The 12,114-nt window shown below is 73.1% G+C and carries 10 protein-coding genes; 7 read left to right on the forward strand and 3 right to left on the reverse strand.

Translation table 11 applies throughout. The annotated features are described in order from the left end of the window. Positions 1–232: 232 nt before the first annotated feature. The 4 genes from AMK13_RS00005 to AMK13_RS00020 all read left to right on the forward strand — a co-directional run bounded on the left by AMK13_RS00005 (position 233) and on the right by AMK13_RS00020 (position 4,858). Positions 233–2,824 carry a sensor histidine kinase gene (locus AMK13_RS00005; protein WP_079271805.1) on the forward strand — a complete coding sequence of 864 codons (2,592 nt, stop codon included), beginning with the start codon at positions 233–235 and terminating at the stop codon, positions 2,822–2,824. Positions 2,825–2,976: 152 nt separating this feature from the next. Then, on the forward strand, positions 2,977–3,657 hold the full coding sequence (locus AMK13_RS00010; protein ID WP_049657530.1) for a response regulator: 681 nt from the start codon (positions 2,977–2,979) through the stop codon (positions 3,655–3,657). Between the two features lie 65 nt (positions 3,658–3,722). Next, a complete protein-coding gene (locus AMK13_RS00015) occupies positions 3,723–4,130 on the forward strand; it encodes an OB-fold nucleic acid binding domain-containing protein (RefSeq protein WP_049657528.1) in 408 nt (135 codons plus the stop codon). Positions 4,131–4,132: 2 nt separating this feature from the next. Next, positions 4,133–4,858, forward strand: coding sequence for a DUF3159 domain-containing protein (locus AMK13_RS00020; protein ID WP_234348601.1), 726 nt, complete (start codon positions 4,133–4,135; stop codon positions 4,856–4,858). A gap of 83 nt (positions 4,859–4,941) precedes the next feature. Here AMK13_RS00020 and AMK13_RS00025 read toward each other — a convergent pair whose 3' ends face one another. Together AMK13_RS00025 and AMK13_RS00030 are read right to left on the reverse strand one after the other, a co-directional pair. Further along, positions 4,942–5,613: a potassium channel family protein gene (locus AMK13_RS00025; protein WP_049657526.1), complete on the reverse strand. Its 672-nt coding sequence runs from the start codon at positions 5,611–5,613 to the stop codon at positions 4,942–4,944. Beyond that, the gene (locus tag AMK13_RS00030) at positions 5,613–6,281 is read right to left on the reverse strand and encodes a potassium channel family protein (RefSeq protein ID WP_049657525.1); all 669 of its coding nucleotides are present in this window, start codon (positions 6,279–6,281) and stop codon (positions 5,613–5,615) included. Before AMK13_RS00030 ends, AMK13_RS00025 begins: the two co-directional genes overlap by 1 nt. A 248-nt stretch (positions 6,282–6,529) precedes the next feature. On the opposite strand from AMK13_RS00030, the gene AMK13_RS00035 reads away from it, so the two are divergent. Both AMK13_RS00035 and AMK13_RS00040 read left to right on the forward strand, forming a co-directional pair. Continuing rightward, entirely contained in the window at positions 6,530–8,605 is a 2,076-nt protein-coding gene (locus tag AMK13_RS00035) for an APC family permease (protein ID WP_049657522.1), read from the forward strand. 434 nt (positions 8,606–9,039) lie between these two features. Next, entirely contained in the window at positions 9,040–10,389 is a 1,350-nt protein-coding gene (locus AMK13_RS00040) for a class I SAM-dependent RNA methyltransferase (RefSeq protein WP_074001135.1), read from the forward strand. Positions 10,390–10,465: 76 nt separating this feature from the next. Here the strand turns inward: AMK13_RS00040 and AMK13_RS00045 are convergent, their stop codons facing one another. After that, positions 10,466–10,660 carry a hypothetical protein gene (locus AMK13_RS00045; RefSeq protein ID WP_143204452.1) on the reverse strand — a complete coding sequence of 65 codons (195 nt, stop codon included), beginning with the start codon at positions 10,658–10,660 and terminating at the stop codon, positions 10,466–10,468. Positions 10,661–11,092: 432 nt separating this feature from the next. On the opposite strand from AMK13_RS00045, the gene AMK13_RS00050 reads away from it, so the two are divergent. After that, positions 11,093–12,043 (forward strand): LysR family transcriptional regulator, encoded by a 951-nt coding sequence (locus tag AMK13_RS00050; RefSeq protein WP_074000661.1) that lies wholly within the window; start codon positions 11,093–11,095, stop codon positions 12,041–12,043. The last annotated feature ends 71 nt before the right edge of the window (positions 12,044–12,114 follow it).

A 12,114-nucleotide genomic window follows, 5' to 3' on the forward strand; every position in this document is an offset into this window, starting at 1 on the left:
GGGGGTTCTTCGCATTTCCGGGCCGATGTCGGACGCCACCGCACCCCGACCCCTCCGGATCCCTCCCGAACGACCCCCGCCGAGTGGCTGGTCCACCGTCAATATGCCGCTAAAACCGCCTGATCAGCGCACTGATCAGCGGAAAATCGCGTCGCACGCCGTAGTCTCGAAGGCAGGGGGAACAGGTGTCCGGGGGTGTTCTCCGGGCCGGGTCGGATCAAGAATGGTGCTCATGGGACGAGGCAGGCTGCGCATCTACCTCGGGGCGGCCCCCGGGGTCGGCAAGACGTACGCCATGCTCGCCGAGGCGCACCGGCGGCAGGAGCGGGGCACGGACGTGGTGGTCGCGTTCGTGGAGGACCACGGCCGCCGGCGGACCGCGGACATGGTCGCGGGGCTGGAGGTCGTGCTGCGGCAGCAGGTGGTGCACCGCGGTGCCCGGTTCTCCGAGATGGACCTGGACGCCGTCCTGGAGCGCCGCCCGCAGGTGGCCCTGGTGGACGAGCTGGCCCACACCAACGTCCCCGGCTGCCGCAACGAGAAGCGCTGGCAGGACGTCGAGGAGCTGCTGGCGGCCGGGATCGACGTGATCTCCACCGTCAACGTGCAGCACCTGGAGTCGCTGGGCGACGCCGTCGAGGGCATCACCGGGGTGCGCCAGCGCGAGGCCGTCCCGGACGAGGTGGTCCGGCGGGCGGACCAGATCGAGCTGGTGGACATGTCCCCGCAGGCGCTGCGGCGCCGGCTGGCGCACGGCAACGTGTACGCGCCGGAGAAGATCGACGCCGCCCTCGCCAACTACTTCCGCCCGGGCAACCTGACCGCGCTGCGCGAGCTGGCGCTGCTGTGGACCGCGGACCGGGTGGACGAGTACCTCCAGAAGTACCGGGCCGAGCAGGGCATCGAGGGCACCTGGCAGGCCAGGGAGCGGATCGTGGTGGGCCTGACCGGCGGGCCCGAGGGGGCGACGCTGATCCGCCGGGCGGCCCGGATCGCCGCCAGGGTCTCCGGCGGCGAGCTGCTCGCCGTGCACATCTCCCGCTCGGACGGGCTGGTGGGCTCAGGCTCGCCGCAGACGCTGATCGAGCAGCGCGCGCTGGTGGAGAGCCTCGGCGGCTCCTTCCACGCCGTCCTCGGCGACGACCCGGCCGGCGGGCTGCTGGACTTCGCCCGGGGCGTGAACGCCACCCAGATCGTGCTGGGCACCAGCCGGCGGCCCGGCTGGCAGTACCTGTACGGGCCGGGCGTCGGCACCATCGTGACCCGGGAGGCCGGGGACATCGACGTCCACATGGTCACCCACGAGCACGCCGGGCACGGGCGGCGCGGCAAGATACCGGTCCGCCGGATCACCGACCTGGGCCGTACCCGGACGGTCGGCGGCTGGCTGATCGGACTGGTCGGGCCGCCGCTGCTGGCGATCGTGCTGACCGCGATCGGCGGGCTGGGGCTCTCCACCGACATGCTGCTGTTCCTGTCGCTGACGGTGTGCGCGGCGCTGGTCGGCGGGCTGCTGCCGGCGATCGGCTCGGCGCTGGTCGCCTCCTCGGTCCTGAACTACTACTTCACCCCGCCGCTGCACACCTTCACCATCAACGAGCCGCAGAACATCATGGCGGTGGCGATATTCACCATCGTCGGCATATCGGTGGCGTCGGTGGTGGACCTCGCGGCCCGGCGCACCCAGCAGGCCGCCCGCAGCCAGACCGAGGCGCAGACGCTCAGCGCGCTGGCCGGCACGGTACTGCGCGGCGCGCCCAACGGCGACGGGGTGCTGACCGCGCTGATGGAGCAGGTCCGGGAGACCTTCGGGCAGGAGAGCGCCGCGCTGCTGGAACGGCCGGACCCGCTCTCCGCCTGGGCGCCGGTGGCGACCGCCGGCCCGCGCCCGCCGGAGCGGCCGGAGGAGGCCGACGTGGACGTCCCGGTCGGCGACAGCCTGGCGCTGGTGCTGCGCGGCCGGGTGCTGCCCGGGGCGGACCGGCGCCTGCTCGGCGCGTTCGCCGCCCAGGCCGCCGTGGTGCTGGAACGCCGCCGGCTGGCCCGGGAGGCCGCCGAGGCCCGCCGGGAGGCCGAGGGCAACCGGATCCGGACGGCTCTGCTGGCCGCCGTCTCGCACGACCTGCGCACCCCGTTGGCGGGCATCAAGGCCTCGGTGAGCTCGCTGCGCTCGGCCGACGTCGACTGGGCCCCGGAGGACGAGGCCGAGCTGCTGGCCGGCATCGAGGCCGGGGCCGACCGGCTGGACCACCTGATCAACAACCTGCTCGACATGAGCCGCCTGCAGACCGGGACCGTCACCCCGCTGATCCAGGAGACCGACCTGGACGAGGTGGTGCCGTTCGCGCTCGGCGGGGTGCCGCTGGAGTCCGTCCGGCTGGAGGTCCCGGAGACGCTGCCGATGGTCCGGGCCGACGGCGGGCTGCTGGAGCGCTCGCTGGCCAACCTGGTGGAGAACGCCGTCAAGTACAGCCCGGACGGGGTCAGGGTGTTGGTCAAGGCCGACGAGCTGCGGCAGCCGGGGCGGCCGGCCCGGGTCGAGCTGCGGATCGTGGACCGCGGCCCCGGGGTGCCCGAGGACGCCAAGGAGCGGATCTTCGCGCCGTTCCAGCGCTACGGGGACGCGCCGCGCGGAGCCGGGGTGGGCCTCGGACTCGCGGTGGCGCGCGGCTTCGTCGAGGCGATGGACGGTACCGTCACCGCCGAGGACACCCCGGGCGGCGGACTCACCATGGTCGTCAGCCTGCCCGTGGTCGAACGGCCGCCCGAACCGGGGGAGCGGGGCGGCGAGGGTGGCGGCCCGCTCCCGGACCTGATCACCTGAGAACCGGCGGCGCACCGGCCGGGCCGTCGCTCCTCCGGGGGCCGGCGCGCCTCCCGGGCCGTACGCCGCACAGCACGTCGCACGTCGCACCGAACGTCGTAGAGCAGTCCCCAGTCCGTAAGTCAGACAGCCCTGAAAGGCGGAGCCCGTAAATGACCCGGGTCCTCGTCGTGGACGACGAACCGCAGATCGTCCGCGCGCTGGTGATCAACCTCAAGGCCCGCAAGTACGAGGTGGACGCGGCCCATGACGGCGCGAGCGCCCTGGAGCTGGCCGCGGCCCGCCATCCGGACGTGGTCGTCCTCGACCTGGGCCTGCCCGACATGGACGGGGTCGAGGTGATCCGCGGCCTGCGCGGCTGGACCCGGGTGCCGATCATCGTGCTGTCGGCCCGGCACGCCTCGGACGAGAAGGTCGAGGCGCTGGACGCGGGCGCCGACGACTACGTCACCAAGCCGTTCGGCATGGACGAGCTGCTCGCCCGGATGCGGGCCGCCGTGCGGCGGGCCGAGCCGGTGGCCGGGGAGGCCGACTCGCTGGTCGTCACCGAGTCCTTCACCGTCGACCTCGCGGCCAAGAAGGTCAACCGGGACGGCGCCGACGTACGCCTCACGCCGACCGAGTGGCACCTGCTGGAGGTACTGGTCCGCAACGCCGGGCGGCTGGTCAGCCAGACCCAGCTGCTCCAGGAGGTCTGGGGCCCGGCCTACCGCACCGAGACCAACTACCTGCGGGTCTACCTCGCCCAGCTGCGCCGCAAGCTGGAGCGCGACCCCTCGCACCCGCGCCACTTCATCACCGAACCGGGCATGGGGTACCGCTTCGAGAGCTGACCGCGACCGCCCCCGGCGGTCGCGCGGCCTGCCGCCGGGGGGCCGGAACCCGGTACCCTTCCGACATGAGTGGTGACAACAGCAGCGGCCCGCCGCAGGGGCGGTTCCGCCGCATGCTCAGCCGGCTGACCTCCTCGGCCGAGGAACTGGACGCCGAGGAGCTGCGTCAGGAGATCGCCGCGGAGTCCGGCTGCACGCCGATCGCCGGTTGCGGGGACCGCGAGCTGGTCACCGTCGCGGGCACGCTGCGCACGGTGACGCTCCGCCCGAGGGCGGGGGTGCCCGCCCTGGAGGCCGAACTCTTCGACGGTACCGAGGCGCTGGACGTGGTCTGGCTCGGCCGCCGCTCGATCGCCGGGATAGAGCCCGGCCGCCGGCTGGTCGCCAGCGGCCGGATCAGTCACGCACGCGGGCGCCGCGTGCTGTTCAACCCCCGCTATGAGCTGCGTCCGGTCGGACACGGGAGCGAATGAGCGTGAGCAACCAGCCCGGCGGCGAGGCCGCCGCCCAGCTCGACCTGGCGGTCGACCCCGCGGACGCGGAGGCCGCCCGCAGGGCCGCCTCCAAGGAGGCGGCCGACACCGTGCTCCAGGCCTTCGGCGGCGTGCGCGGCATGATCGACATGACGCTGCCCGGCCTGGTCTTCATCGTCACGTACAACCTGACCCACCAGGTCAGCACCTCGGCCTGGGCCGCGCTGGGCCTGAGCGCCCTGTTCGTGGTGGCCCGGCTGGCGAAGCGGCAGACCATCCAGCACGCCTTCAGCGGGGTGTTCGGGGTCGCGCTCGGCGCCTGGATCTCGATGAAGAGCGGCAAGGCCGAGGACTTCTACCTGCCCGGCCTGCTCTGGAACGTCGGCTACTGCGTCGCCCTGGCGACCTCCGCCCTGGCACGCTGGCCGATGATCGGGGTGATGCTCGGCCCGATCACCGGGGAGATGTTCACCTGGCGCAAGGAGAACCCGGGCCGGCTGGCCGCCTACACCAAGGCGACCTGGGCCTGGGTGCTGATCATGGGCGCCAAGCCGGTGATCCTCTTCCCGCTGTACTTCACCCACAACGTCAACCTGCTGGGCTGGCTGAAGGTCGCCCTCGGCATCCCGCCGCTGCTGCTGGCGATGTACGTGACCTGGCAGATCCTGCTGAAGGCGCCGCCGCCGATCAAGGCGCAGCTGGACGAGGAGGAGGAGCCGGCGAAGTAGCCGCCTCCCGCCCGTCCCGAACGACGGAGAAGGGCCCGTACCCCGAGGGGTGCGGGCCCTTCTCCGTGTCGCGCGCTCCGGGGCTACTGGGCGCCCGAGATGGCCGAGAGGAGCTCTTCCAGCTCCTCCTCGCGCTCCTGCGCGGCGACGAAGAGCAGTTCGTCGCCGCCCTCCAGGGTGTCGTCCTTGCCCGGCACCAGCACCCGGCCCTCGCGGATGATGGTCACCAGCGCGGTGTCCTGCGGCCAGGCCACGTCGCCGACCCGGGTGCCGACCAGCTCGGTGTCGGAGGCCAGGGTCAGCTCGACCAGGTTGGCGTTGCCCTGGCTGAAGCGCATCAGGCGGACCAGGTCGCCGACGCTGACCGCCTCCTCGACCAGCGCGGACATCAGCCGCGGGGTGGAGACGGCGACGTCCACGCCCCAGGACTCGTTGAAGAGCCACTCGTTCTTGGGGTTGTTCACCCGGGCGACCACCCGCGGCACCGCGTACTCGGTCTTGGCGAGCAGCGAGACGACCAGGTTGACCTTGTCGTCACCGGTCGCGGCGATCACCACGTGGCAGCGCTGGAGCGCGGCCTCGTCCAGCGAGGTGATCTCGCAGGCGTCGGCCAGCAGCCACTCCGCCATCGGGACCCGCTCCACCGAGATGGAGTTCGGGTTCTTGTCTATCAGCAGGACCTCGTGGCCGTTCTCCAGCAGCTCGCCCGCGATCGAGCGGCCCACGGCTCCGGCCCCGGCAATGGCGACCCGCATCAGTGACCCTCCTCCTTCGGCCCCTGCGCGAACGCGGCCTCGACGGCCGTCAGGTCGGCCCGGCGCAGCATCACGTGCACCAGGTCGCCCTCCTGCACCACCATCTGCGGCGAGGGGAGCACCCCCTCGCCGAGCCGGGTGACGAACGCCACCCGGGTGCCGGAGGCCTCCTCCAGCTCGCCGATCCGGTGGCCGATCCAGCGCGGGTCGTACGCGACCTCGGCGAGCTGGACGCCACCGCTCGGGTCCTGCCACAGCGGCTCGGCGCCGCTCGGCAGCAGCCGGCGCAGCATCTGGTCGGCGGTCCAGCGGACCGTCGCCACGGTGGGGATGCCCAGGCGCTGGTACACCTCGGCGCGGCGGGGGTCGTAGATCCGGGCGGCGACGTTCTCGACGCCGAAGTTCTCCCGGGCCACCCGCGCGGCGATGATGTTGGAGTTGTCACCGCTGGAGACCGCGGCGAAGGCGCCGGCCTCCTCGATGCCCGCCTCGCGCAGGGTGTCCTGGTCGAAGCCGACGCCGGTCACCCGGCGCCCGTTGAAGCCGGCGCCCAGCCGACGGAACGCGGTCGGGTCCTGGTCGACCACGGCCACCGAGTGGCCCTGTTTCTCCAGGGCTCTGGCGAGGGCGGAGCCCACGCGGCCGCAGCCCATGATGACGATGTGCACCGGCGCTTACCTCACCCGTCCCGAAGGGGTCTTGACCTGCGCAAACACCGTTCAGCTCCGTTTCCCGCCCGGTCGTCCGGGACGAGGTTCCTCGTGGGGGCGCCGACCCGGCAACGCTCGACAACCAGAGTGTTGCCCGCCGACTCGTATCCGACACGCTAGCCGGTCCACCGAACGCAGTCGCGACGAAGGGGGGGACAAACGGCGGAGCCTTGACCGGGGAGCCCCTACGATTCCTTAACGTGCCTATGCCGACTGACCTTCCGAAACGCATCCTGATCGGGCGCGCCCTACGCAGCGACAAGCTGGGCGAGACGCTTCTGCCCAAGCGGCTCGCGCTGCCCGTGTTCGCCTCGGACGCGCTCTCCTCGGTCGCGTACGCCCCCGAGGAGATCCTGCTCACCCTCTCCATCGCGGGCGCCTCGGCGATCCACTTCTCCTGGCAGATCGGCGTCGTCGTGGCGATCGTGATGCTCGCCGTGGTCGCCTCGTACCGGCAGAACGTCCACGCCTACCCCAGCGGCGGCGGCGACTACGAGGTCGCGACCGTCAACCACGGGCCGGCCGCCGGTCTGGTGGTCGCCAGCGCGCTGATGGTCGACTACGTGCTCACCGTGGCCGTGTCGACCACCTCGGGCGTCGCCAACGTCGTCTCCGCGGTGCCCTCGCTGCGCGGTCACGAGGCGGTCCTGTCGGTGGTCGTGGTCGTCCTGCTGATGGGCATGAACCTGCGCGGTGTGCGCGAGTCCGGAAGCGCCTTTGCCGTTCCCACCTACGCCTTCATGGTCGGCGTGATCGGGATGGTCGGCTACGGCGTCTTCCGGCACTTCGCGCTCGGCCAGGACATGCCCGCGGAGAGCTCCGGGTTCCACCTCGCCGCCACCCCCGGCAACGACTCGCTGACCGGCTTCGCGATGGTGTTCCTGCTGCTGAAGTCCTTCTCCTCCGGCTGTGCCGCGCTGACCGGTGTGGAGGCGATCTCCAACGGCGTGCCGGCCTTCCGCAAGCCGAAGAGCAAGAACGCCGCCACCACGCTGCTGATGATGGCGAGCATCGCCGTCGTGATGTTCATGGGCATCATCTGGCTGGCCCGGCTGACCGGTGTCCAGATGGCCGAGAACCCGGCCGAGCAGCTCGTCGGCTCCTCGCCCGGCTACCACCAGAAGACCGCGCTGGCGCAGATCAGCGAGGCCGTGTTCAACAACTTCACGCCCGGCTTCTACTTCGTCGCCGGCGTCACCGGCCTGATCCTGGTGCTCGCCGCCAACACCGCCTTCAACGGCTTCCCGGTGCTCGGCTCGATCCTCGCCCAGGACCGCTACCTGCCGCGCCAGCTGCACACCCGCGGCGACCGGCTGGCCTTCTCCAACGGCATCATCCTGCTGGCGATCGCCGCGATCCTGCTGATCCTCGCCTTCGACGCCGACCCGACCCGGCTGATCCAGCTCTACATCGTCGGCGTCTTCGTCGCCTTCAACATGAGCCAGTCCGGCATGATCCGGCACTGGACCCGGCTGCTGCGCACCGAGACCGACCCGGCCAAGCGCCGCCACATGCAGCGCAGCCGGGCGATCAACGCCTTCGGCCTGGTGATGACCATGGCCGTGCTGATCGTCGTACTGGTCACCAAGATCGGCCACGCCTGGATCGCGATCGCCGCGATGGCCGTGCTGTTCGTGATGATGAAGGGCATCCGGCGCCACTACGACCGGGTCTCAGACGAGCTCATCGCCGCCGAGGAGCCGGACGACGTGGTGCTGCCCACCCGGGTGCACGCCATCGTGCTGGTCTCCAAGCTGCACAAGCCGGCGCTGCGCGCCCTGGCGTACGCCCGGCTGGCCCGGGCCCACACGCTGGAGGCGGTCACGGTCAACGTCGACCCGGCGGACACGGCGGCGCTGCGGCGGGAGTGGGACGAGCGCGGCATCGAGGTGCCGCTCAAGGTGCTGGACTCGCCGTACCGCGAGATCACCGGGCCGGTCCTGGACTACGTGAAGAACCTGCGGCGCAGCAGCCCGCGGGACGTGGTCTCGGTCTACATCCCGGAGTACGTGGTCGGCCACTGGTACGAGCACCTGCTGCACAACCAGAGCGCGCTGCGGCTCAAGGGGCGGCTGCTGTTCAAGCCCGGTGTGATGGTCACCTCGGTACCGTGGCAACTGGAGTCCTCCGAGCGGCGCAAGCCGCAGAAGGCCTGGTCGGCGCCGGGCGCCGTCCGGCGTGGCGAGCCTCGGGCGCCGAAGGCCGTAAAGTCGAAGGATTCCGTCTCCACCGGTACGAACGCCGGTGACAGCCCCGACCGCAGCAAGGACTCCTCCCAGTGACCCGCAACACTCCGCCCCGTTCCTCGGGCTCCTCCGGCGCCTCCGGCAAGGGCGCCCGCCGGGGCGGCTCCAAGCCCGGTCAGGTCTCCCGGCCGCGTTGGGGCCGGCCGTCCCGTCCGGAGGCCACCGACCGCGACGGCCTCACCGCGAGCACCGCGCCGTTCGTCCCGGGCGAGCGGGAGGACCGGGGGCCCGCCGAGCCGGTGGCCGGGAAGGGCGCTGCGGCGAAGGGTGCCGCGGGCAAGGGCGCTGCGGCCAAGGGCTCCGCGGCGAAGGGTGCCGCGGCCAAGGGCTCCGCCAAGGGATCCGGCAAGGACGCGCCCAAGGGTGCGGGCAAGGACGCCGGCCAGGGCGCCGGTCAGGGTGCGCCGAAGGGCGCCGCCGGGGCCGACCGGAAGGCGCCGCGCAAGCAGGCGGTGCGGCCGCCCAAGGCGCTGCGCACCGCCGCCGCGCGGCCCTCGCGGCCCGAGGCGCCGTCCGGGGAGCCGCTGGTCGGGCAGCGCTACGAGGTCGAGGTCGGCCCGGTCGCGCACGGCGGCGGGCACTGCGTGGCCCGGCACGAGGGCCGGGTGCTGTTCGTGCGGCACGCGCTGCCCGGTGAGAGGGTCGTCGCGCTGGTGACCGACGGGACCACCACCTCGCGGTTCCTGCGGGCCGACGCGGTGGAGGTGCTGGAGCCCTCCAAGGACCGGATCGAGGCGCCGTGCCCGTTCGCCGGTCCGGGCAAGTGCGGCGGCTGCGACTGGCAGCACGTCACCCCCGGCGGGCAGCGCAAGCTCAAGGCGGCGGTGCTGACCGAGCAGCTGGCCAAGCTGGCCGGGCTCACCCCGGCCGAGGCCGGCTGGGACGGCAGCGTCGAGCCGGTCGGCGGCAAGCTGCCGGCCGGGCAGGTGCCGGCCTGGCGCACCCGGGTGCAGTACACGGTGGACGCCGAGACCGGGAAGGTCGGCCTGCGCAAGTACCGCTCGCACGAGGTGCAGCCGGTGGACCGCTGCCTGATCGCCGCCGAGGGCGTCACCGAGCTGGGCGTCGAGACCCGGGACTGGCCGGGCGTGGCGAGCGTCGAGGTGATCGCCGCGACCGGCTCCTCCGACCGCCAGGTGGTGCTCACCCCGCGCGACGGTGCCCAGCTGCCGCTGGTCGAGCTGGACAAGCCGGTGTCGATCGCCCGGGTGGACGAGCAGGGCGACGTGCACAAGGTGCACGGGCGCGGCTTCGTCCGTGAGCGGGCCGCCGGGCGGACCTGGCGGATCAGCGACGGCGGCTTCTGGCAGATCCACCCGGAGGCGCCGGACACCCTGGTCGACGCGGTGCTGGACGGGCTGGACCCGCAGTGGGGCGAGAGCGCGCTCGACCTGTACTGCGGAGTCGGCCTGTTCGCGGGCGCGCTGGCCGACCGGGTCGGCGAGGACGGCGCGGTGCTCGGCATCGAGTCCGCCAAGCAGGCCGTGGTCGACGCCCGCCACAACCTGGCCGCGCTGGACAACGTTCAGATCGAGTGCGACCGGGTCGAGACGCTGCTGCCGCGCACCGGCATCACCGCCACCGACCTGATCGTGCTGGACCCGCCGCGCTCGGGCGCCGGCCGCGAGACCGTCGCCCACCTGGTCGGCCTGGAGGCGCGCCGGATCGCGTACGTGGCCTGCGACCCGGCCGCGCTCGCCCGGGACCTGAAGTTCTTCCGCGAGGGCGGCTACCGGCCGGTGTCGCTGCGGGCCTTCGACCTGTTCCCGATGACGCACCACTTCGAGTGCGTGGCGATCCTGGAGCCGACCGGGGAGTGATCCCGGGCGCCGGGAAGGCACGGCAGGAGGCGGTCACCCGTTCGGGGTGGCCGCCTCCGCCGCGTCCGGGGGCCGGCTACTCGTTGTGCTCCTCCTCGTCGACGCTGTGCGGGAGGTCGATGCCGTGCTGGGCGGCGAGCCGCAGGAGCGAGGCGACCCGGCCCTCGTACGCCTGGACGCCGTCGGCGTCCCCTTCGGCCCGGGCCGCCGCGAGGTCCCGGCGGGCCTGGGCGAGCTGCTCGCGCAGCTCCTGATCGAACATGGCTGTCATCGGTCGGCCTCCGCACCGGTCGGTGCCCGCTCGGGGGAACGCAGGGGGGTTTCAGCGTCCCGGACGGTGGGTCGGTCTTCAAGTCCCGCTCCGCCTGGTGGCGGCACGGCGGTGGTGGGCGGGGTCCGGAGCGGGGCGGAGGGCAGGTGTGGGCGCGACCGGGCCGGGGCGGAGGGCAGGTGCGGGCGGGTCCGGAGCGGGGCGGAGGACAGGTGTGGACGCGACCGGAGCAGGGCGGAAGGTCAGGCGTCGGCAATGCGCGGGTAAAAGATGGTGCGCGGAGTGCCGTCGGGTCCCGGGAGGGGGCTTGACGAGGCAAATCGCCGGGGCGAAGGTGAGCAGCTGACATGTGATGTGTGCTGTTGCACCGCCCTTGGCGGCAGCCGCCCCGCGCCGTCGGCCGGGGCCGGCCGATGCGTGAGGGGGAGCGTCATGGAGTTGGAGCTGCGGCACCTGCGCGTGGTGTGCGCCATCGCCGACACCGGGAGCGTCGGCCGGGCCGCCGCCCTGCTCGGCGCCTCGCAGCCGGCGACCAGCACCCAGCTGCGCCGGATCGAACGCCACCTGGGCGCCCCGCTGTTCGAACGCACCGCCGCCGGTGTCGCGCCGACCGGCTTCGGGGTGGAGGTGCTGGCCGCCGCCCGGGAACTGCTCACCCGCGCCGACTGCCTGGGCCGCCGTGCGGAGGCTTCGGCCGGGCCCGCCCCGCGCGAGCTGCGGCTGGCGGCCACCAACGCCCCGATCCTGCCCGGGCTGGTCACCAGGGCCCGGCACCAGCGGCCCGGGCAGCGCTTCACCGTGACGTCGGTCTACCGCTCCTCGGACATCGTCGAGCTGCTGGAGCGGGGCGAGGCGGACGTCGCGGTGGCCGTGGACTACCCGGGCCGGGAGCTGTGCCACTCGCCGTCCGTCGCGCACCGCGGCATCGTCACCGAGCCGGTCTTCGTCGCGCTGCCGGCCGGCCACCGGCTGCGGCACCGCACCGAGGTGGCCCTGGCGGACCTCGCGGAGGAGGAGTGGTTCCTGACCCCCGACGACGGGGCCGGCTGGCACGGCGTCTTCCACGGGGCCTGCGCCGCGGCGGGGTTCGCCCCGGCGACCGTCCACGAGTTCCTCGGCGGCCGGCTGGAGCTCCAGGAGATGATCGCCGCCGGGCTCGGCATCTCCGTCGTCCAGGCCACCACCCGGCCGCTCGCGGACGTGGTGGTCAAGCCGCTGGCGGGGACGCCGATCTGGGTCCGGCAGCTGCTGGTCTGGCGGCCGGCCGGGGTGGGCGGGGAGGTGGTGGAGACGCTGTTCGGGGCGGCCGCCGCGGCGTACCGGGACCTGATCGCGGCCGCGCCGAGTTTCCAGGCGTGGGCCGCGCGGACGTACCGGTCGTAGCGGCAGCGGGCGGGGGTCCGTGTTATGCCCAGGCCGGGAAATGTCATATGACCTGTGACATTGTTCTGACC

Origin of the sequence: Streptomyces sp. CB02056, assembly GCF_001905545.1 — a bacterium.
GTDB lineage: Bacteria > Actinomycetota > Actinomycetes > Streptomycetales > Streptomycetaceae > Kitasatospora.

What these genes read in the sequence shown, in the direction of transcription:
- AMK13_RS00005 (WP_079271805.1), top strand. Translation starts at nt 233, where the DNA reads ATGGGACGAGGCAGGCTGCGCATCTACCTCGGGGCGGCCCCCGGGGTC.
- AMK13_RS00010 (WP_049657530.1), top strand. Translation starts at nt 2,977, where the DNA reads ATGACCCGGGTCCTCGTCGTGGACGACGAACCGCAGATCGTCCGCGCG.
- AMK13_RS00015 (WP_049657528.1), top strand. Translation starts at nt 3,723, where the DNA reads ATGAGTGGTGACAACAGCAGCGGCCCGCCGCAGGGGCGGTTCCGCCGC.
- AMK13_RS00025 (WP_049657526.1), bottom strand. Translation starts at nt 5,613, where the DNA reads ATGCGGGTCGCCATTGCCGGGGCCGGAGCCGTGGGCCGCTCGATCGCG.
- AMK13_RS00035 (WP_049657522.1), top strand. Translation starts at nt 6,530, where the DNA reads ATGCCGACTGACCTTCCGAAACGCATCCTGATCGGGCGCGCCCTACGC.
- AMK13_RS00045 (WP_143204452.1), bottom strand. Translation starts at nt 10,660, where the DNA reads ATGACAGCCATGTTCGATCAGGAGCTGCGCGAGCAGCTCGCCCAGGCC.
- AMK13_RS00050 (WP_074000661.1), top strand. Translation starts at nt 11,093, where the DNA reads ATGGAGTTGGAGCTGCGGCACCTGCGCGTGGTGTGCGCCATCGCCGAC.